The sequence below is a fragment of the Legionella pelazae genome (assembly GCF_052527395.1).
Window position 1 is genome coordinate 421,019 of record NZ_JBNVZS010000002.1, and the last position, 22,089, is coordinate 443,107.

Genomic DNA, 22,089 nt, shown 5'->3' on the forward strand with positions numbered 1-22,089 from the left:
TTCAATGAGTTTTTTGAAGTCAAGACTTGCTATAAAATACTACCAGGAAACACCAACCTCATCATTTATAATGGTTCATTACCGTCGAGACACTACCCCTGGTGGGACTTATTTTTTTACAATTGCGTTGAGAAATCGGAAATCCAAATTATTAACCTGTCATATTAATCTGTTGGGTGATGCATTTCGGCATGTGAAAGGCAAATACCCTTTCCATGTGGAAGCTATAGTTGTATTGCCAGATCATATGCATGCCGTTTGGAGTCTGCCTGATGAAGATGTTAATTACTCGTTGCGCTGGCATCAGATTAAATCTTATTTTACAAAAGGTCTTATCAAGTCGGGCTTTACTATAAAACCCGATAAGCGCGGAGAATATCATCTGTGGCAGCGAAGGTTCTGGGAGCACCGAATACGCAATGAATCAGATTTGCAGGCGCATGTGGATTATATTCATTTTAACCCTGTAAAGCATGGGTATGTTGCCACAGCTAACGAATGGCTTTATTCCAGTTTTCATCGTTATGTTCAGTTTGGGTTATTAGATAAGAATTGGGGAGGTGCTTCCATGAGAGGAGAGTTTGGTGAGTAATTGGTGTTAAAGGTAAACCTGGGATACGGGCTGCGCCCTTCTCCCAGGCTACGCCGGCTGCCGCATGAGCCATTATATGCATTTATCAGTTCGAGCTCGACGTCGATTTTATATTTATCGTGAGATGGGTCTATCAATCCGAGAAATTGCTTTGAAATTGTCTAGACACCGCTCTGCGGTAAATCACTATAAATGGCGTATTTCGGTGGACGATGTCTAGCTGAAATACGCAAAATTCACGTAAGTAGTTTTATCACCTAATTCCAGTATTTTTCCTTCTCCTTTAAATACTGTAATTAATAGCTATGAACAATAAATTAATTAGGGCTATAGGTTGTTTTATAATCTGTTGATGAACCCTGGTTTAAAGTAAAAGGATTACTTGCATAAAATCCAAAATTTGTAGCGAAGGAGCTATTTTCACTTTTAAGGGCTTTATAGGCATTAATTATTTTTGTACTAATTTCCTTAGTTTCACTTTCTTTTAATTTATCGGGATGATACTTTATTATTAATTTCTTATAGGCAGATTTAACTTTCTCTTCGGAAGCATACTGACTAACCCCTAAGATTTCATGGGGCTTTTCACTTTTAAAATTAGGCTCATGCTCAGCTTGGCTATCTTTTAAGATTTCAAATAATTTTTTCCCATTCTTTGCCATACCTGCAGCATAATAATGTTTATTTTTAACCAAGGCACCTGCTTTAAGAAGCTCAATAGCTACAGACTGATTATTATTTAGTAAGGCAAAATATAAGCAAGAACCTTTCACATCCTGTTGAATAAGTTCTGGTGTTAACTGAGTTTTAATACTTATTTGTTTATTATCTTTTATAACTTGAATTAAGGCTGTAAGTGCAGAATTTTCCTGTGTATCAGAATTATTAGGTGTTATGGCATTTTGTGGTAATAAATTATAGATTTCATTTGAGTTATTATTAATTTTTCTTGAAAGTCCTGCAGCATAATAGTGTTTTTCTTTTACATTGACATGAGCAGCAAGTAATTGATTAATCTGTTGTAAATGTCTTAAAGCTAAAGCTTGATAAAGACAGGAACCTTTTTCATCTTTAGTTAAAGCGCCTGCCTGAATAAATTTTGAAATATCGCAGTCTTTTTCAGTAATAGTCGTTAATAAGTCATCTAAATTATTATAATTTATAGTTTTAGTAGGCTTTTGATTGCTTTGATTAAAGAATGTAGGTAAGCCACGTATAGAGGCATTTACAGTAGTAAACAAATCAGCGCCATTTTCTATAAGAACGTCTAACATTTTTACACTATTACCATTACCGCCTATAATAGCACAATGAGTTGCAGAGATACCGCAGTGAATATTAATATTAGCGCCTAACGCTATACAGGTTTTAAGCGCTTCTAAATGACCATATAAGCAAGCAATATGTACTGTAGTTAAATGAGTAATACCTTCAATTACAATGGATGAATTTAATTTAAACTTTTCTTTATCTTCATTTGATATTAATCCAATTTGATTAATATTTACACCGCTATTAACAAGCTGTTTAATTTGGTCGGTATTATTAGTACGTGCAGCTGCAAAAAGAAGCTCTATAGTCATGGGATAGCCTTTTGTTGTTATTCTACGAAACATGTAATTTATATAAGAGAGGCTACATTATATTAATGTAAATTATTTTATCAACCTGGTTAAATGGTTTTTTATTAACAGGTAGGCATTGTTAGGCTCTACACCATTTAAGGGGGGCACTTTAATCAAGTTAGTATAAACTAACCCCTTGATTTAGCGATCGAAAAGGAGATGAAAGCTGCCCTTGTAAATGGGAACGGCTCCAGATTTTTAAGGTTTCGAGATGTTTAATGTAACTGATTGATTTAAAACGGATTTAATGGTGGCCAGAGATGGAATCGAACCACCGACACAAGGATTTTCAGTCCTAATTTAGCCGTTTTTAATACCTTTCACGAACTTTTAAATTCCTTTATTTTTCCTTTAAAATCAAATACATTATGCATTATTTGAATTTTTTAACTTTTAATACATTTTAAATAATCTGTCTACATGGCGTCTACATGAGATTTTAGTTAAAGGTTTTTTAAAGGAAGTTTTATGGAAAATAATAAGGCAATCAAGCTCACTAAATCGGTCATTGATAAAATCAAACCTAGTGAAGGAAAAGAGCAAGTTTTTTATCGAGATGAACAATTAAAAGGCTTTGCATTGCGAGTGACTGGCAGCGGGGTAAAAAGCTTTATTGTAGAAACGCGCATTGCTAATAAAGTGAAACGCATCACGCTAGGTAAATTTGGTCAGCTAACTGCTGAAGAGGCAAGAAAGCAAGCAAAACATGTATTAGGCCAAATTGCGAAAGGCGGTAACCCCATTGCTGAAAAGAAAGCAAACAAAATTAAATCTCTAACGCTGCAGCAAGTATTTAATGACTACCTTAGAGCGCGCAAAGATTTAAAGTTATTAACCATTAAAGATTATCAAAGCGTTTTAAAACAAGTTATTCCTGATTGGTTAGGTAAGCCCTTAATTAATATCACCAGAGAAATGATTGCTAAACGCCATGCACAATATGGGCAAACCAACAGTAAAGCGCGCGCAAATTATGCCATGCGAGTTTTACGCGCTGTTTTTAATTTCGCAGTGCACGAATACCAGCTTGAAAATGGCCAACCGATTATCGCCATCAATCCCGTTGAATACCTATCGCACACTCGAAGTTGGTATAGAGTAGATCGTAAAAATACCATGATTAAAAATCACGAGCTTGCTGCTTGGTATGAAGGCTTAACCAAACTTGGTGAACAAGAAAGCTACCCACAAGCCATGATGTGGAAAGATTATTTCTTACTTATTCTTTTTACTGGTTTAAGGCGAATGGAGGCAGCGTCATTATGCTGGCAGGACATTGACTTCAAAGCCAAAACATTTACGGTGCAGGATACTAAAAATAGAGAAACGCATATATTACCTCTAACTGATTTTCTTTATGACTTATTCTTAAGAAGAAAACAATTTAAAACGAATGAATTTGTTTTCCCAGCACCTAGTAGAACGGGGCATGTTGTAGAACCAAGGAAAGCTATGCTTAAAGTCGCTGAGCTATCAGGTATTCCATTTACTATTCATGATTTAAGACGAACCTTCGCAACCATTGCTGAAAGCCTTGATTTGCCAGCTTATGCTTTAAAGCGTCTGCTTAATCATAAAATGACTAATGATGTGACGGCAGGATACATTATGCGAGATGTGGAGCGGTTAAGAAAACCTATGCAGCGAATTACTGATCATTTGATTAGAAATATGGCAAGTCAATTAGATAGTTTAAAAGAGTTAGTAATATAATGAATAAAACTTCCCCTAGGACTTCTCTCCTAGGGCGCAGAGCCTCTTCGGAGGCTCTTGTTTTTTCTAGTGTACAATTTTTAACATGTAAAGTTTCTTTCTTTGTACGAATTAGTAGGCAGAAATTACGCCTTATTACGAATTATCCAGGGTCTTATTACGAATTATCCAGACTTTTATATTTAAATATCAATAACTTAAAAATTAAAGTGACATAACAACCCTGCATTAAGATTTCACATTAATAAGCATATTATTTCGAGGTAATTTTTAAATTTTATTTAAGCATTAAATAAAAATAGTGGGACAACTGGGACACTTGGGACAACCTTATAAACATTGAGCTAGAGCTGTCCCAGAATATTATTTTTTATTGGGACAAATGGGACAATTCATTCCGAGAAAAAACTTTCTCAATTAAAGAATATCAAAGAAGCCTGCTTAGGTTCGTTATTTCAAAAGTACATGGCGAACTTTTAAGTAAATGTACTGTAAGGTTAAAATTTTATGTTAATGGCTTTATAAAATTAATATAAAAATTATCATCGAGCTCCTTTTCATAGGGCATAATTGAATAGGTGGCTAATTTATGTCCGCAAATAAGAAGCATTATCATAGACTACAATGAATTGAATAATTACTAAAAACCTAAGTAATAATTAATGTATCGATAAAGAAAAAAATCATTTATAGTGCGCTCAATAATATCCAAATAACAATAAGAGTTTAAAATTATATTTTATGAGTAGTTTTAACAAGGACATCTTATATCATCCTGAATTTTATATAGTTAAGTTTACAAAAAATAAAAAAAGTCCTTATATTCTTTTTATTCATGGGGGGCCTGGCTTTAATTGTGGCGTTAACGAATATCTTATTGAAAAGAATGAACTGTTTACTTCGTTAGAGTACAATATCATATTGTATGATCAACGAAATTGCGGTAAATCAAAGCGATTAGCAGGAGTTGTTTCACATCAGGATAATATAGATGATTTGCAAAAGGTAATCTCCTATTTAACAGCTTTTCATGATTTGAATATTAATGCCTTAGTTGGACATAGTTATGGCGCAAAATTACTTTTTGATTTTTATAAGAGTTATTTATCACTTATTCCTGGTGTTTTTGTATCGACAGCAAGCTCTATATTGATACCTAGATTAAATAATTTAATGCTCGATTTATCCTATTTAAAACAAAATAACCCACATCAATACAATAAAATATTTAATATAAATAGCTTTGATCTAAATAAATTATGGGAAATATCAGAACAATTAACGCCACTATTTCAAGAGAATAAGAACAGACCGTATTTATACTGGGCTAATTTAGAAAAATTTAAAATGGTTCAAGAGGTTCAGCAGATAATTAATCTGCCTATTAATATGGAGACATTCCTTACGGTGAGAAAAGATCTATATTCAAGTGAAGCTAATTTTTCTGTAGATATTAACCAGCTAGATATACCTAAATTGTGGATCAATGGGTTTCACGATTTTATTATGAATGGACAGGAAACAGCATTGGCGCCAGATGTAAAGATCTCCACTTTTTACAAGTCAGCTCACTATCCGCATATAGAAGAGAATGAATATTTTAGCGAGATTCTGAATGAATTTGTTCAGTCTTTCTAAAATAATTTTATTATTTATTTCTCTGTTAAACTGGGCTACCGCTATTGGTGCCTCGGAAGTTAAAATTTGTTTAACAGGCAGAGTTGTTGGTAACTTAACATCTTATGGCCAGTCATTTCAAAATTCAGTATCGCTTGCCTTAGAGCAAAGTGGTTCCTCCAATAATATACGTATTAAAAATTATTTTTATGATAATAAGCCGTTAGAGCCGATAAAGATATACCGACAAATGAAACGAGATGGATGCTCGGCAATTATTGGATTTGAATATCTCTCTGATCTTTTATTAGCTATTAAAGTTCAGAAAAATGAAAAAATACCAATATTTACCTCATATGCTAGTACTACTCAAGCCGATAAATTACCTAAGAATGTTTTTATATTTATGCCAAGTTATGACTATCAATGTAAGAGAATGATGAACTTCTTACATGCTCATTTTAGTAGAATAGACAATGTGTTATTAATTACTGAGATTAATCGAGATGAGATGCTAAAGTATAAAGAAGTTTATACGTGGGCTCTAAGTAATGATTCTATTAAATATGATACCTTTGATTTTTTAGAAAATGATAATAGGGTAATAGAGAAACTAACTACATTTTTAAAGGATAAGAAATATAACTTCGTTTTCCTATTGTCAGGAGCGATAGCATCCGCAAAGATTGCAGATATTATGAATAATCATAATACCGTATTTATTGGCACAGAAAATTTTGGCTCCTCAGTAAGCCAGACTTTTTATATACGTTTAAAGAATAAAGAAATTACATCCTATTTTATTCGTAATTTAGATTTTATAAAACCAAATTATAATTTAGCAGAATTTGAAAATATCTATACCAAAAAATATAGTGATAAACCTACAGTGTTAGCTGCCTACACTTACGATGCGATGAAGATTATTTTAGCCTGCTTAAGTAAATTTGGCTTCATTGATACCAATCACATATTTCAAGTTAATTACTCTGGAATAACTGGAGCATATTTAAAAGATGGTAAATTTCAAAGGTCAGCAGAATTTACTATTTTGTCCGTTAATAAAAATGGATATAAATATGAAAAATAAAAGCCAATCAATCCGATCAATTTTTATAAAAAAGATGGCATATTCAGCTGTAATCCAGTTTTTTGTTTTTGGATTATTTCTTATATTAATACACAACTATTTTCAGATTATTAAAATCAATACACTATATAAGAATCTTATCATAAATGATTCGTTTACAACGGAGGAAATTGGAAGATATCAACTTCTAAACAATAAAGATGCACTAGATTTGACTCTCTACAATCTTGAAAACGAACGAAAATTAGACTCAATAAAATTTATTGCATTTCCACAAACGCTAGAAAATCTTGGAACATGTCAGTCAATTCAAGGCAGTAGCTTACTCGTTTGTAGAGGAGATAATGGCCAATTTTCAGGAGTAACAACTATAAAGATAGATGATAAAATAATTGGATATGTTGTAGCTAAAAAGTTATATAATTCAATTTACTCAATGCCTGTATCGTATAGTTTCTTATTTATGTTATTGATAGTTGTTGGCATATTTTTATTTAACTTTCTATTTTTATTCTTATCAATGAGGAAATCTATAGCAAATAATACAAGGTATTTACTTAAATTTATTTCTTCACAGAAAAAAGATAATGATCCTGATTTATCAAGAATTGGTATTGAGGAATATAGGCAAATAGCTGTTAGGTTTATTGAGGAACATAGCGAAATAATCAAATTACAAAAAGAAAAAGCTTATTATGAGATTCGGAAAAATATTGCAGAGCAAGTTGCTCACGATATTCGCTCACCGTTAGCAGCTATAAACACCGCTGTATTTAATGTAACTTCATTACCTGAAAACAAGCGTGTTATGATAAGGAATGCTGCTAAGAGAATTAATGATATTGCTAATAATTTACTAATACAGTCAAAAAATAATTTCATAGATGAGGATACTTTAAAACATAACCTAGCTCCTGAGCTAATCTATGTCGTTTTAGATAATATTGTTGCAGAGAAACGGTATGAGTATTATAAAAGCAATATTAGTTTTACCTTAAACGGCTCAAATGACTCATATCATTGTTTTTCCAATATTGATCTTAATTCTTTTAAGCGTATTTTATCTAATCTCATTAATAATAGCATTGAAGCCATTAAATCAAATGGCTCTATTATTATTTCTCTAACATGCAGTGACACTGATATTGAATTAATTATTGAAGATAATGGCTGTGGAATTTCAGCAGATATATTACCAAAAATTACAGAGAAAGGCTTCAGTTTCAATAAAGAAAATGGAGCAGGTTTAGGATTATTCTATGTAAAACAATATATAGAGAAACTTAATGGAAGGATGGTTATTAGTTCCAAAGTAAACATTGGTACAAAAATCATAATTAATTTAATTCGAACCCAAAGTCCTGACTGGTTCTGCGAGGTGCTAAATATAAAACAAGATTCTGTAGTGGTAATATTGGATGATGATCCGTCAATCCATGAGGCATGGAATGAAAGATTAGTAAGTTTTTCTAATATTAAAATAAAGCATTTTTGTAATGGCTCAGAGCTTTTTCAATATAAAGCAGATCAATTTTTATCAACACTTTACTTGATTGACTACGAATTGCTTGATGGTAAAAATGGTTTAGATATTATAGAAGAGCTTAAATTAAATGATAGAGCTTTGTTAGTCACTAGTTGTTTTGAGGATAGCTCTATTCGAAATCGCTGTGAAAATTTAGGCATTAAAATTATTCCTAAATCATATGTCCCTTATATTCAGATTGCTATAGTACTGAACAATGATTTTGATAATAAAATTGTTTTAATTGATGATGAAGAGATTATAAGAGAAGCTTGGGCTCTTGCTGCTGAAGAAGCTGGAGAAGATATTACAACCTATTCGTCTTTTAATAATTTTATGCTTGAAATAAACAATTACTCTAAAGATACAATTATTTATATTGACTCAGAGTTAGGTGAGAATATCAAAGGCGAAATATATGCTAAGTACTTATTCGAAAATGGATTTACTAAAATTTATCTTGCTACAGGTTATCCAACTACTCAATTTAACAGTATACCTTGGGTTAAAGCAGTTGTAGGAAAAGAACCTATTTTCTATACTAACTAAAAGAATCTTTTTTCCTAATAAGGTCAGATTGTTATGCGAAAAGAAATACGTTCTGCCATTTTATAAAGATCTGGATTTAAAAAAATCGTCCTCTTTAAAAGAATTTTTTACAAGGAAATATCTCGATAGTTTTTTCATCTTTAAAAATGGTATAGGCAAAAGTGACTTCTAAAGCATTTTTGAGCTCAAATTGTAATGTTTTCGAATCAATCCCTGTCTCATCCTGATATTGCTTGAGTACCTCTGGTAAAATAAAGATTAATTCTTGCTTGCTATGTGAAGGTTTGTAAAGTATAAGATCTTGAGCATCCAACGAAAATCGTTTATTACCTGATTCAATTTGTTTTTTGAGCCAGATTAGAAATTTAGGTAAAGAATTCTCAGTGGGATTCTTTTTTTTCTTTATATTTAGCTGCAAATTTTGATTTCTTAGTTTCATATCTGCATTTCGTTTTAGATAAGATCGATTGATTTCCATTTCCAGCCTTAATATTTATACTTTAATTGGTTTGAGAGGCCATATTTTTTCATATAGCTTGTAGTTAGTCATTCATCATCAATAGAATATTAAACTTTAATAAAATCAATAAATTAGGTTTAAAACTCATCTTTTCTAATTTTAAATTTTAGATAAGGCTTTAAAATGAAACAGAAAATAATTGATAATTAGTATGTTAATAGTTGATCTTAATTTTTTCTTCGCTTTAGCAGAAACAAGTGAGATAGCTTTATTAATTGATCGATTTAATATCTCCAGCTTTAATATTCGGATTGTTGTGTTGCTTATTATCTAATCTTGGTTAATCTAATCCTTCTAGGAGATTTATTAGTTGCTCAGACGATTTAATAATTAATAATTGTAAATTTTTTAATTTAGGATCCTCAATTCTTTTGTAAATTGAGCGTGACACAGAGTAAATTCCACTCGCATGGGTTCTAAAATCATGTGACATTTTCATTAAAAGATCAGTTTTAACTCGATTTACTAATTCTAATTCAGATACAGTATTCATAATTAAATGGTGTAATTGCTCAACTTCGTATATTTCATACCTTCTATTTTCCAAATAATATCTGCTATTAATATTTCCAATCTGCTTTTCTACGCTAGAAATACTACTGCTATTGGCCATATTAAACTGATTAATAGTATTTCCTAATTGAGCTATCCTGGATGAAATTTTAACTGCTAAAAAATGACTTCCTATAATTACTAAACTTAAGAAGGGAATAAATATAAAAAAAAAGCCAGCAAGAATTTGACTGTGAGTGTTATGGTTGTTAAAAAAATAGTTCCAAACTATAAATAAAATCAATGCTCCTAACCATAATACAAGTGACCCTAGTGTAATTTGCGATTGAAGACTATTTATAGGCATTAGTCTTAACAATTCCTGCTCTGTCGCAGTTAAACTTAAATATAAACCTACACAAGTTATCATAAGTCCGAGTAACCGGGCTGCCTCAAAGTTCGAATAAAGAGTTGTTCCTGATATGGAGAAATATCGAATCATCAAATCTGACAACACAATAATGAAATATCCTGTAGTTATAAAATAAATTAGCTTACTTTTAAATCTAGCTAGGCAAATAGTGGCTAGCGCAAAGCCAATTGCTGCAAAGCTGATATTTAGTAATTGAAATAGCCCAATTGTCGAAAAATAACCGATTTTTTCCGGCATACCAAATATAAAAATCAGAGACATGGATAAAGATAAAGTTATATTTGAGATATATAGTGTTTTTCTTTTGTTTTCTTTCAAATTACTATTTAGGTAAATGATATGCGCCATTACTATTAATTGTAATAATAAGAATAAAGCAAAAGGCATATTAAAAAGTATAACAAGCGCTTTTTTTTCATATCTAAATTCAAATATATTAAGAGCAATTTTATAAGTTAAATCTGCGATAAGAGAAGCAATAAATGATATTGCTAGAATCAGAAAAAATTTCTTATGAATTGTTTCTCGAGATTGATTTCTTAGCTTAAAGGCTAATAAAGCTGCTATTGCATCCAAGCCCGTTTCTCCTATTAAAGGTAAATAGGTTGAGTAAAGTTCTAACGCTGAATTATTTTTGAGGATAGAATAAAGTAAGAGAAATGCAGCCCATGCTGTTAAAATTATAAGAATAGGGACAATAATATATAGTAGTTTATCTTTGCTGGTCATATTTGAGCAATTACGCGAGCAGGTAAGCCATCCATATTATCGATTTTTATAGGCATAATATAAAATTTACATCTGCCCATAGGTACATGACTAAGCTCTAAGCCTTCAACGATAAGCACATCATTGGATAATAAAAATTTATGTACTGGTAAGTCTTGGGCATCATGTCTATCAACATTGATATAATCAATACCTACGATTCGTACGCCTTTTTTTAATAATTCTTCTGCAGCTTCAAGTTCAATATAAACATATTTATCTGTAAACGCTGAATTTTTTGAAATTTTAGAATTTGCTGTTTTAAAAAAAACAAAATCGTTTTTTAAAATGGGTTGTTTTTTTACAAAATCTACGGTAACCGATACTTCTGTATTGGGAACTTCGATAATTAAACCATATCCAATTAGATTTTCGATTAGAAAATCATTGCTTGTTTTACCACCTTTAATGACATGAGCAGGGAAGTCAATGTGTGTACCTATATGATTTCCCAAATGAACTTTACTTAAACGAAAAGAGTCGCTTTTCTCTAAAGAGCATACCTCTTCAGCCTCATATGACGGATCTCCGGGGAATGTTACTAATTTTTCCGAAATAGTTGTACTTAAATCATAATATTTTTGGTGTTCAATTGTCATTGATTCTTCACTACTATTATTCTTATTTATACCAGAGTGGAATGAGACAAATCGGGATGAGAATTGTTAATTAATTTTAAGATTATATTGTCAATATTCTCATCTTTTATTTTCTTAGCTATTCGTGACTTCAAGTTTCTTACGTGAGATAACTCTACACATAAATCTAAGGCTATCTTATCATCGGATTTACCTGAATTTGATTGAACAAAGACTTCAAATTCTCTTTTTGTAAGTTTATCTAGTCCATTAATATTTTTTGTTTCTCTTAAATTCTTTAGGAGTGAGGGATCAATATAGGTCCCCCCTTCAATAACATGCATGACTGCTGTTAAAAAATTAATTTCAAAATAAGGTGACCCTTTAATTGCAATAGCATCAATATGTTTATTATTAATCAACCTTTCGATAATTGAGGGTTCATTGTGTGCAGTTAATACAAAAATCTTAATGTTAGGATAATAACTTTTAATTCGCTTCGATACTTCAAGCCCTGTCATATCCTGTAATTGAAAATCAAGGATAACTAAATCAGGTTCATATTTTTTAACTGATTCTATTCCATCACGGCCAAGCTTATTAGTACTGACAACGATAAACTTAGGATCGTCCAGTAATTCGGTGTTAAGCCATTCTCGATGTATTTCACTATCTTCAATAATACCAATTTTAAATAGACTGTGCTCCGCACAAAATTCATTTCCCATAACTTGCAATCCTATAACAAGCGATTAGTTGATAGATCTTTCAAGTGAGGCATTTTAATTGAAATAATATGTGGATGCTAGGTAAGCTTCTAATGATTTAAAAATTTAGCAATACAGAATTTTATTAGATAAATAATTCTACCCTAATTAGTCTTGATCAGTTTTTGAATTAAATTTCCTTTCATTATTAAGCAAGTCCTATAGTTAAAAATTATTTCCCTTACTTATCAGCTAAAGTCTTAATGGTAGCAGTATGCCGTTTTTTTAATTTAGTTATACTTTGAGCACGTGTTTTCTGTCTTGCTTCTTCAAGCTGGGTATCAGTAGGTGTACCAACTTTGCCAAAGATAAAGGGCTTATGTCCTTTGCGAGTAAAGCAGATTTGTTCACCATTAGCTATTTTTTCCATAATTTCACTCAAATGTTTGCGCATATAAGTGCAAGTTACGATTTGCATGACTTTTTTCACCTTCGATGGACTACTAATAGCTTAAACATTATTATCTCCATAATAGTAAGATTAGCCGAATCTTAAGCTTAGTTGTTACAGTATTAGCTCCATAAAGAGGCTACTGGTACAGCAAAAAGGTTATCGCCGAAGGATGTTGTATGATCCCCATCATATAATAAAACACCCATTTTAAATTTTTTATCGGCAATTTCTTTTAATTTCCTTAGGCCAGTTAGATCAATTTGTTTAATGGTGGCAGTATCCTTAACTTCAATTCCGATAATCTCATCAAAGCTATTTTCTATAAGAATATCCACTTCTACTTTGTCCTTATCTCGATAATGATAAAAATTTAATTTTTCATCGATAAAATTAGATTGTTTTTTTAACTCATTAAATACAAATGTTTCTAGCAGAGAGCCAAAAATATCAGGATTGGCACGAATCTTATCTGAATTTATTCCACGTGCAGCACAGATAATACCTGTATCTGTAATGTGCAGTTTCGGTGTTTTAATTAATCTTTTATAGGCATTTGTATGCCATGCAGGCAAATTTTCAATTAGAAATAATTGTTCTAACAGAGAAGTATATTTTTTTACGGTTTGCCGGTGCATCTCTAATTTACCACCGAGCTCTGTAAAGTTAATTAGATTTCCAGAATAAAGTGTTAAAGCTTTTAAAAGCTTAGTCATGTCGCTATGGTGTTCTATATGCCCTAAATCGCGTATATCCTTTTGAATCAAACTCAGTAGATAATTGTTATACCATGCCTGAATTCTAGGTTCATTTTCCCTTTGCGCGGGTTCTGGAAAGCAGCCTGTAACGATTCTTTTAATTAAATAATCCCTAATTCTTATTTCTTTCGTGCTGGGTGCTTTGCCTTCCATGAGCTTAAATAAGAAGGTTGGTTTCCTATCTAATATTTCATATTCAGACAAGGTGGTTAATGGAATCATTTCCATTCTTCCAGCTAGGGAATCAGATAAAGTAGGAAGTAATAATGCATTCGCTGAACCTGTTAAAAGAAAACGCCCAGCAGTACGATTTTCATCAATAGCTTGTTTTATAGAGACAAAGATTTCAGGTAAACGTTGAACTTCATCTAAAACAATAGATTTATCTGCAGGAATATTGCGAATAAAACCTACTGGATCTAATTTTGCAAGATTTAACTGAGTCGTATCATCAAACGTTATATATTCCCATGTTTCATTAATAACATCTTTAACAATAGTGGTTTTTCCAGATTGCCGAGGTCCCATAATATAAACGACAGTCGTATCAGATAGTGCATTGTAAATATTTGTTTTAATATAACGTTTAAACATATTTCCCTCGGCCAATTGATGATTATAGCGCCGTCCAATTGATGGTTATGTAACCGTCCAATTGATGATTGTACTACCGTCCAATCGATGATTCAATGGCCGTCCAAATGATAGTTGCCTAGCCGTCCAATTGATGGTTGCATATCAATTAGAGATGTAGGATAAAAAATTTCTTCTTTAAAAACATTTATTAATGCAAATAAAATAGTAATGAAAAAATTTTTTCAGTAGCAAACAGTATCAAACAAGTCCATTTGTTATCACTACCCTGAAAGTGCTTGACGAGCTTTTAATTTTCACGCAATACTCTTTTCGAGCTTTAAACTTTTATAGGTTAACGGTTCTATAAAAGTAATGGAAAAAGAATTATCACCGACTTTTTCCCGCAAGGGAACCCGGCCGGACAGTCAACTGATATTCGTAAAGTAGGACGCACAACCGTCGGCATTAAGCTGAATGAATAATCAATTGCTGAGGTTTTCTATGAATCAAAAAGTATCACGTTTACAACGCTTAAATGAATTTGAATCTGCACCAAGTTCTGCTCTATTTAATCAACAAACGTTAGCAGCTGTTTTAAGTTGTTCTACTCAACTTTTAGAGCGCAATCGCTGGGCAGGCACAGGTATTCCTTATCTTAAAATTGGCCGCAAGGTTTTATATCGCAAAAATGATGTCTTGGCTTTTCTAGAGCAGCAACGAGTCTATTGTTCAACTAGTGATGAAGGGCGAGCCTTATCTCTAGTTAACGAATAAATTCCATCAATATAGATTTCTGTTCAAGAAAGGGATGATTTCTATTACAGAACTTATGCCTTTCCTGAACGCTGTTTGGAGAAAGCTTCATGACTCAAAATCAAATTATTAATATCAAAAATAAATCGGGTAATTTCCCTGTCATTTATGAATATGCAGGGGGTTGTTTCAAGTTAACGAAAAAAGGCATCTCTTTCCTTGGCAAAGATAAAGATGGCAACTCAATGGCACCACGCTGGATTTGTTCACCTCTTTATGTCATCGCTAAAACTCGAGATGCTAAAAGTGGTGATTGGGGCCGCTTACTGGAATGGCAGGATGATGACGGTGTGATACACCAATGGGCCATGCCGATATCGCTACTGCAAGGTGATTCCTCTGAAGTGAGACGAGAGTTGGCTAATCTTGGCTTATCTATTTCACCGAGTAAAATTGCCCGAGATTTACTGGCTATCTATTTACAAGTGTGTCCTGTTGAAGCAAGAGCACGCTGTGTCGATAAACTAGGTTGGTATGGTGAAACGTTTATCACAGCATCGCAAACAATAGGCAATTCGTCAGAAAAAATTGTCTTTCAAAATAATAATGCGATTGAATCGGCCCTCTCGGCGTCAGGCACCGTTGAAGATTGGCGAAATTCCATCGGTGCGTTAGCTGCTAGAAATTCACGGCTAGTTTTTGCTATTAGTGCTTCCTTTGCACCAACTTTAGCAACGATTGCTGGTGAAGATTCAGGCGGTTTTCATTTTAGAGGCGCTTCTTCTTGTGGCAAAAGCACAGCCCTAAAAGTAGCTGCTTCCGTTTGGGGCAATCCACAGGCTTATTGTCGCTTATGGCGAAGTACCGCAAATGGTCTTGAAGGATTAGCAGCCCTTCATAACGATGGCTTATTAATTCTGGATGAGCTAAGTCAAGTGGATCCTAAAGAAGCAGGCGAATCCGCTTATTTGCTGGCGAATGGTCAGGGAAAAACACGTGCTAATCGTCAGGGCATAGCTAAACCCGTTTCTCAATGGACTTTGCTTTTTCTTTCTGCCGGCGAAGAATCCCTCATGTCTTTAATGGCAAGAATTGGGCAGCGAACTAATGTTGGCCAGGAAATTCGCCTAGCGGATATTGAAGCAGACGCTGGTTTTCATATGGGTATTTTTGAGCATATTCATAATCAGCTTAGCCCTGTTACCATGGCTTTGTCTTTAAAAGAGTATGCTAGCAAGTACTATGGCGCCGTTGGTATGGAGTGGCTAAGAGAAGTCGTGGCTAACCGGCAAACGATTGCAAGTACCATAACAAATAAATTAGCGGAATTTACCAGCAGTGTTGCTATGCCTGGTTCAACTGGCCAAATCATGCGAGTGGCTCGGCGTTTTGCGCTTGTTGCTGTTGCCGGCGAATTAGCGACTCAATATGGACTAATGGGTTGGGAAGAAGGGCAATCGTTCTATGCTGCCCAGGTCTGCTTTCGAGCTTGGTTAGATGCCTTTGGCAGAGAAGGCAATCGTGAAGATAGAGCAATACTCGCGCAAGTACGAGCTTTTTTTGAATCCCATGGCGCCAGTCGCTTTGATAATGTAAGAACACCGAATAATGAACGCGTTCAAAATCGAGCCGGATTTTATTCAACTGATGATGAAGGTTATCGCGTTTATATGGTTTTAACGGAAGTCTTTAAAAAAGAGTTATGTCTTGGCTTTGACCCTAAAATGGTCATTCGAGTATTGATGAATGAAGGCTGGTTACAACCATCAACCGATGGATTACCTACTCATAAACCTAGAATTAGAGGGGTAGGTACGCCCAGAGTCTATAAATTCACTGATAAAATTTGGGGCGGTGAGTAAGTTAGTCATTGAAATTGTCCCATAAATTTTAACTCATGGGACAATTTGGGACAGTGTGAGCCCAGTACTAATGCGCTGTCCCAAGTGTCCCAGTTGTCCCAGCCGATTTTACATCCTTAAGATATAACCATAACGTGTTACGCGATTTTATTCCCATCTCATCTTGTATCAACAAGCAAGTTTTATAGTTACCATGCTCAGCCAGCAAGCTTGCATACATTTGTTGCGCATACAAATAGCGCCAGCTTTTAGCGCTAGATAGTCTATGTTTGGCTAAAGCGCTGCGCCATCTTAAGCGGATTTCTTCATAGGGTATTATTTTTATGAGGCTATCATGCCTGCCAGTTAACTGATTAAAAAAGTCTACAAGTGAGCGTTGAGTTGTCGTTCGATAAGGGATATGACGGTCGCTCGAGTTAAACGCAATATCTCTGGTAATCCAAAAATGATTATCTTGAACCTGGATATGCGGTTTTATTGTGATAGCTTCTCGAAAGGTCAAACCAAACTCAGTTTGCAACGCCATAATGATGCGAGCATATGGATCGGTGATTGATTGCCAAATATCTTCTTTAACAATTGATTTACGTTTTTTGCGTTTAATAGGACGCATTAAGTTAAGCGATTTGTTATCAATATTGGCAACAGAACACTCACACATGGCCAAGAAACGACGAATGATGGTCATATAGCGCATGATTGTCACTGGATTAATCTTGCGTTTTTTCCAATAAGAAACCAGTTCGGTAATATGTTGCGTGTTTAGGGCTTGCCAAGAAGGTGGTACTTGCCGAATAGCAAATAAATCATCAATCATTTTATGAAGGACATAAGCACGATGCTTGCGATAAAGGTATTTACCTCGTCTGTCAAATTTTATTTGCTGATTAGCGAATTGTCTCAATGATTGTGTGCGCATAGTTCACCTGCAAAGGTATTTTAAATAAGTGTTTGCCCTGAGTGCTGTTTAGTGTTGGTCGAGCAGCTCACTCGCTAGTGAAACTCGGCAAAGCCGTAAAGCTCGAAGTAGGGGGCAAAGCAATCGTTATAAGGCAAACGATTTGGCCGTAACCAAGTTTTTTCGGTAGTTTTTCTCCTGTTAATGTAGTTGAGTAGGTTAGATAAAACAAAAGTGCTTTATCCGCCATCCATTTCATAGTGAATAATGATTTACCTCTATCGAACGACAGAGTTCCTTAAAGATTTCCCGACTAAACGTCCAACCATTAGGTTAGGGAAAAAGCATGGTTTTAGTATAAGACGCTCAAGCGTTTCGCCGGATTTCCGCCGGCTCATCAGTCATACTTCATTTAGAAAATTAACAAAGTGTTGATCTTGAGACAAGAGACTTAATGAGAATTTTTTGTCCTATCTTATTTGGTGCGTCAGGACAGAGGGCCTTCTAGGGCAGATAGCAACTGGGTATTTAATGGAAAAATTTCTGCGTCACTGCACATTTTTGCAGTGACGCAGAATAATTAAAGATAGAGTTAGCAATGTCGATAAATAGTTAAATCGAAGCTTCTTGAGATATGAGATGGCAAAAATCAAAGGAAATAATGACGGCGTAAATGGGAGAAATGAAACTTATGACGTAGGCAGCAGAAAAAATGTTCCCAGAAAACAAGTAGTAAAGGAAGTAAAAAATGGTCAACATCCTGGATATCATATATATCAGAGAGGCGATCAGGAGTATGTTAGAGATAATCCAGATGGATCAAAAAAAGATAATATTAATGAATAGTGATTTTAAAATGATTAATAAATAAAATGATAAATCTTAATAAAAGAAAAATAGCATTAAAGCAAATTAAACTACTTATAGAAAAGCCTGAAAATGTTCTTTTTATTCATTACTCCTGCGAAAGTTTTTATGATAGAGACTCAATGTGTTCTCCTCGAATAACTTCAATAGCTGTTACAAATCTTTATTCTCGCCAAACGCATTCATTTTCAATTCATCAGGAAGCTGAAATTCGTGGGAAGCTAGATGATATAGATAATAACTATGATTTTCTTGAAAGAGAAATGTTGACCAAATTTTATAAATTTGTTGATAAGAACTCAATGAAAAAATGGGTTCACTGGAACATGAAAAATTCAAATTATGGTTTTTTAGCAATTGAGCATAGGTTCAAAGTTTTAGGAGGAGAGCCGATCGTTATATCAGATCAAGATAAAATTGATTTGAATAATTTACTAATTGATATTTATGGAGTTGGATATATAGGACATCCGCGTTTAGAAAAATTAATTGATAAAAATAATATTTCTAAAAGTAATTTTCTTAGCGGACAAAACGAAGCTGATGCTTTTGAGAAGAAGGATTATTTAAAACTTCATCAGTCAACTTTAAGAAAAACTGATATATTTTGTAATATCCTTGAGAGAATAAACAATAAAAAATTAAAAACAAATCTAAACTTTAGCAGCTTGCAAGGAAACAGAATCTTATATTTCATAGATTGGTTTAACAATCACTCAATTATAGTTTTTTTATTAGCTACATCCGGTTGGATTTTTGGGCTTTTGCAATTATTTTATAATTAGCTTGCTCTTAAAGACAATGCTTATTTAGAAGCTGCCTTACTAATGAAAAAATTACATCTTCGAAGATGTTCCCGACTGAACATCCATTCACAGAGTTTAAGGAGCAAACTAGCTTAGCATTAAACACTTAAGCGTTTCGCTGGTTAATCAATGCTTCTACTTCAAATTAGAAAAGTTAAGATCTTAGGATAAGCTAGTTAGGAGATTATTTTTTCTTTTCTTGCGGAGCGCGTTAAGACGGACAGGTGTTGGAGTCTTGATTTTATTGGGCTGTACTGATTCTGAATTTCTGCGTCACTGCGCTTTTTATGCAGTGACGCAGATAATAGCTTTAAAGATACAAAAGTGAATATTTACTATACTTAAAATAAATTCTCAAATTTAGGCAAATTATAGCTCAAATTTATGGAGTTAATATGGAGGACGAGTTTAAAGAGACTATAATTAAGTTTCCAGACAAGCTAGTACAAATCTATACCTTACCACTAATAAAATATCTAAAAAACAATCCTCATTTAATTAAAACTTGTCCAGGAATGCTTGTTAACTTTGACGAGATATCATTTTATGTATTTAGGTCTCATATTGCCATAGAGTATGACGGTCCATACAATATACTAGATATTAATCGTCCCATAAACATGAAGTGCAATTTTTTTGTTTTTATGGATAAGGAATGTGATGTTTTAGAAGGAATTACTGGGTTTAAGTATACAAAAGTTGACTCTGATTCTTTCATTTTGCCTGTAACTAATGAAGAATTAGTTGTGCCAACTTTAAACGGATTAGATAAGCTTGTAGAGCTTAAATGGAATTTTTTTGCGCAAAATATGAAATTAATTATTAGTCAAAATATAAGTATTGATAAAAAGCGTCCAACACGGATCATAAATTCATATTTTTTTGATGCCAATTCAAAAGGCCTTATGACGAGGCATGTAAAATGGCTAGAAATATTACCAATTAATTTTAAAGAAAACGATAATTTCTATACCTTAGAGTGGGATACTTTTTTCCTGGAAAATGCATATAAGATAGATGCTTCGTATTGTTTTGATTTTCCTGATGATTATAAGTATAAGTTATTACCTATTATTAACAGATTTATTGAACTTTGGGGAAATGACTGTACAAAAGAAACTACAATTACAAAATTTCTTTCAAAAAACGAACATCAATTTATTATTAAAAAAAAATTTGGAGTAACAAAAATATCTCCAGAAACTCTCTGTATTTGGCAAAATAGTAAAAAAGAAAACTTAAAGCCGGACTTTTTTATTATCCATCCTAATGGTTATGCAGATATAGTCGATTTCAAATTACCTAAAATTGACAAAGTAATTGTCGGAACGGTTAACAGAAGATCTTTTTCAGCAAAGCTGAATCAGTATATAGCACAAATGAGAGAGTATGCTAATTTTTTTAATGAAGAGTGTAATAGAGTATGGTTTGAGAAAGAATATGGATTTAAAGTAAAAAATCCTCGTAAGTATCTAATTATTGGGCGGAGAAATAACTTCTCAAACGATGAATGGAGAGAGATTCTCGCTGACTATCAAAATATTGAAATTTTTACTTATGATGATTTGATTGACTCTGTAACAAGTCAATTTTATATGGTTAATTAATTTGTTCTCGTACTTGAGGGAGACCAATTATCTGTCTACATTGCGTCTACATGAAAAATTCTGAATTTCGGGAAGTTTACGTAAGTGCTTGATTTTAATGGTGGCCAGAGGTGGAATCGAACCACCGACACAAGGATTTTCAGTCCTTTGCTCTACCGACTGAGCTATCTGGCCCCAAGGGTTGCTATTAAACTCTGTTAATGAATTTGAGTCAAGTAGGAAAATTAAATTTTTTTTACATATTTCTTTTTTTTAATCATTAAAGTTGGATGGGTTTTAACCTTGTGGAATATAACCTGTCGGTTTGTCTGAGCCTTCGCCAAAAAAGAATTTTTCCATTTCTTTAAACAGAAATTCTCGTGCTTTAGGATCAATTAAACTTAAGCGATATTCATTAATTAACATGGTTTGATGGGCAAGCCACATTTGCCATGCGCGCTTCGAAACATGTTGATAAATGCGCTCGCCAAGCTCGCCTGGGAAAGGAGCAGAATCTAAGCCTTCTAATTCTTCATTTAGTTTCGCACACAAAATTTGTCTAGTCATAACTGCTCTATTTATTAAGTGAGTAGACTGGTAGTTTATCGGGCTAAGGGCAAAGAGGCAAAAATAAATTCTATTTTAGCTTTTGACAGATTTTTGTTTAGCAGAAGTTAAGAGAACCTAGAGAAGGTTACGAAAAGGCATAGTATAAGTTCAAAACTTAACTAATCTAGACGGCACTGTACTTGGGCAAGCATAATATGTTGAGATAACAATTGTTCTTGCTCTTTTGTAAGACTTTCAAATTGAACTGCCGTTCTATAACTATTATTGCTTGTATATTGGCTATAGACAACCACAGCATTCACAATAATAGGTATCATTTTAGGCTTTGTATAAATGACCAACTTCATTGGTGTTTGTTCTTTTATTTTACTTTTCGTATAGAAAGCCATGCCTCCTAAACTAATGTTAACTTTATGTTGCTGCGTTTTTTCTGCAATGGATAAGTGCCTCATTAGATAATCAATTTTAGCATTTAGCAAGTTTAAATAGTGAGCAATTGCAGGTTCCTTGAGAGCGAGTGTTTGGGTTAATTTTGATAATTCATAATCAAGGCTTTGAAAATAGCGGGTTGTTTCTAAGTAGCGTTGACCACTTTGGCCTAATAACTCCTCCGTAATGGACTTATCGGAACTAAAATTCCCTGGCTCAATGATTTTATATTCAAAGTAAATTTCATCATCAATACGAAAGTGTTGTCTACGTTCATGTACAGGCATAATTACTCCATCAATTCCATTTTATAATAGAAATAAT

The 22,089-nt window shown here is 33.2% G+C and carries 21 protein-coding genes and 1 tRNA gene; 11 read left to right on the plus strand and 11 right to left on the minus strand.

From position 1 onward, the window contains the following. Positions 1-70 precede the first annotated feature (70 nt). Positions 71-592 carry an REP-associated tyrosine transposase gene (locus tag ACQUW5_RS04280; RefSeq protein ID WP_444990028.1) on the plus strand — a complete coding sequence of 174 codons (522 nt, stop codon included), beginning with the start codon at positions 71-73 and terminating at the stop codon, positions 590-592. Positions 593-668: 76 nt separating this feature from the next. Then, entirely contained in the window at positions 669-812 is a 144-nt protein-coding gene (locus tag ACQUW5_RS04285) for a hypothetical protein (RefSeq protein WP_444989972.1), read from the plus strand. Between the two features lie 97 nt (positions 813-909). On the opposite strand, the gene ACQUW5_RS04290 is transcribed toward ACQUW5_RS04285, so the two are convergent. Beyond that, positions 910-2,175 (minus strand): J domain-containing protein, encoded by a 1,266-nt coding sequence (locus tag ACQUW5_RS04290; protein WP_444989973.1) that lies wholly within the window; start codon positions 2,173-2,175, stop codon positions 910-912. 510 nt (positions 2,176-2,685) lie between these two features. Here ACQUW5_RS04290 and ACQUW5_RS04295 point away from each other — a divergent pair. From ACQUW5_RS04295 to ACQUW5_RS04310, 4 genes are all read left to right on the plus strand, one after another. Beyond that, positions 2,686-3,930, plus strand: coding sequence for a tyrosine-type recombinase/integrase (locus tag ACQUW5_RS04295; protein WP_444989974.1), 1,245 nt, complete (start codon positions 2,686-2,688; stop codon positions 3,928-3,930). Positions 3,931-4,671: 741 nt separating this feature from the next. After that, positions 4,672-5,568 (plus strand): alpha/beta fold hydrolase, encoded by an 897-nt coding sequence (locus ACQUW5_RS04300; protein WP_444989975.1) that lies wholly within the window; start codon positions 4,672-4,674, stop codon positions 5,566-5,568. Beyond that, complete coding sequence (locus tag ACQUW5_RS04305) at positions 5,546-6,637, plus strand: ABC transporter substrate-binding protein (protein ID WP_444989976.1); 1,092 nt, start codon at positions 5,546-5,548, stop codon at positions 6,635-6,637. The genes ACQUW5_RS04300 and ACQUW5_RS04305 overlap by 23 nt, the downstream gene beginning before the upstream one ends. After that, on the plus strand, positions 6,627-8,711 hold the full coding sequence (locus ACQUW5_RS04310) for a sensor histidine kinase (protein ID WP_444989977.1): 2,085 nt from the start codon (positions 6,627-6,629) through the stop codon (positions 8,709-8,711). Before ACQUW5_RS04305 ends, ACQUW5_RS04310 begins: the two co-directional genes overlap by 11 nt. Before the next feature lie 94 nt (positions 8,712-8,805). Here the strand turns inward: ACQUW5_RS04310 and ACQUW5_RS04315 are convergent, their stop codons facing one another. From ACQUW5_RS04315 to ACQUW5_RS04340, 6 genes are all read right to left on the minus strand, one after another. Beyond that, positions 8,806-9,189: a hypothetical protein gene (locus tag ACQUW5_RS04315; protein WP_444989978.1), complete on the minus strand. Its 384-nt coding sequence runs from the start codon at positions 9,187-9,189 to the stop codon at positions 8,806-8,808. A gap of 322 nt (positions 9,190-9,511) precedes the next feature. Then, entirely contained in the window at positions 9,512-10,885 is a 1,374-nt protein-coding gene (locus ACQUW5_RS04320; RefSeq protein WP_444989979.1) for a histidine kinase, read from the minus strand. Beyond that, complete coding sequence (locus tag ACQUW5_RS04325) at positions 10,882-11,523, minus strand: cyclase family protein (protein ID WP_444989980.1); 642 nt, start codon at positions 11,521-11,523, stop codon at positions 10,882-10,884. Before ACQUW5_RS04325 ends, ACQUW5_RS04320 begins: the two co-directional genes overlap by 4 nt. Positions 11,524-11,549: 26 nt before the next feature. Further along, positions 11,550-12,230 (minus strand): response regulator, encoded by a 681-nt coding sequence (locus ACQUW5_RS04330; RefSeq protein ID WP_444989981.1) that lies wholly within the window; start codon positions 12,228-12,230, stop codon positions 11,550-11,552. 220 nt (positions 12,231-12,450) lie between these two features. After that, complete coding sequence (locus ACQUW5_RS04335; RefSeq protein ID WP_444989982.1) at positions 12,451-12,687, minus strand: type II toxin-antitoxin system Phd/YefM family antitoxin; 237 nt, start codon at positions 12,685-12,687, stop codon at positions 12,451-12,453. Between the two features lie 95 nt (positions 12,688-12,782). Continuing rightward, positions 12,783-14,012 (minus strand): ATP-binding protein, encoded by a 1,230-nt coding sequence (locus tag ACQUW5_RS04340; protein ID WP_444989983.1) that lies wholly within the window; start codon positions 14,010-14,012, stop codon positions 12,783-12,785. Positions 14,013-14,495: 483 nt separating this feature from the next. Here ACQUW5_RS04340 and ACQUW5_RS04345 point away from each other — a divergent pair, with 483 nt between their 5' ends. Beyond that, entirely contained in the window at positions 14,496-14,768 is a 273-nt protein-coding gene (locus ACQUW5_RS04345; RefSeq protein ID WP_444989984.1) for a helix-turn-helix domain-containing protein, read from the plus strand. Positions 14,769-14,857: 89 nt separating this feature from the next. Next, positions 14,858-16,609, plus strand: a complete 1,752-nt coding sequence (locus tag ACQUW5_RS04350; RefSeq protein WP_444989985.1) for a DUF927 domain-containing protein — start codon at positions 14,858-14,860, stop codon at positions 16,607-16,609. Between the two features lie 67 nt (positions 16,610-16,676). On the opposite strand, the gene ACQUW5_RS04355 is transcribed toward ACQUW5_RS04350, so the two are convergent. Next, entirely contained in the window at positions 16,677-17,528 is an 852-nt protein-coding gene (locus ACQUW5_RS04355) for a site-specific integrase (RefSeq protein WP_444989986.1), read from the minus strand. 618 nt (positions 17,529-18,146) lie between these two features. On the opposite strand from ACQUW5_RS04355, the gene ACQUW5_RS04360 reads away from it, so the two are divergent. The 3 genes from ACQUW5_RS04360 (at position 18,147) to ACQUW5_RS04370 (ending at position 20,787) form a co-directional block, all read left to right on the plus strand. Next, the gene (locus tag ACQUW5_RS04360; protein WP_444989987.1) at positions 18,147-18,353 is read left to right on the plus strand and encodes a DUF3892 domain-containing protein; all 207 of its coding nucleotides are present in this window, start codon (positions 18,147-18,149) and stop codon (positions 18,351-18,353) included. Between the two features lie 26 nt (positions 18,354-18,379). Continuing rightward, positions 18,380-19,159, plus strand: a complete 780-nt coding sequence (locus ACQUW5_RS04365; protein ID WP_444989988.1) for a hypothetical protein — start codon at positions 18,380-18,382, stop codon at positions 19,157-19,159. A gap of 416 nt (positions 19,160-19,575) precedes the next feature. Further along, positions 19,576-20,787, plus strand: a complete 1,212-nt coding sequence (locus ACQUW5_RS04370; RefSeq protein ID WP_444989989.1) for a Shedu anti-phage system protein SduA domain-containing protein — start codon at positions 19,576-19,578, stop codon at positions 20,785-20,787. 98 nt (positions 20,788-20,885) lie between these two features. Here ACQUW5_RS04370 and ACQUW5_RS04375 read toward each other — a convergent pair. From ACQUW5_RS04375 to ACQUW5_RS04385, 3 genes are all read right to left on the minus strand, one after another. Next, positions 20,886-20,961, minus strand: a tRNA-Phe gene (locus ACQUW5_RS04375). A gap of 102 nt (positions 20,962-21,063) precedes the next feature. Further along, positions 21,064-21,333, minus strand: coding sequence for an oxidative damage protection protein (locus ACQUW5_RS04380; RefSeq protein ID WP_444989990.1), 270 nt, complete (start codon positions 21,331-21,333; stop codon positions 21,064-21,066). 161 nt (positions 21,334-21,494) lie between these two features. Continuing rightward, the gene (locus ACQUW5_RS04385) at positions 21,495-22,052 is read right to left on the minus strand and encodes a PilZ domain-containing protein (RefSeq protein WP_444989991.1); all 558 of its coding nucleotides are present in this window, start codon (positions 22,050-22,052) and stop codon (positions 21,495-21,497) included. Positions 22,053-22,089: the final 37 nt, after the last annotated feature.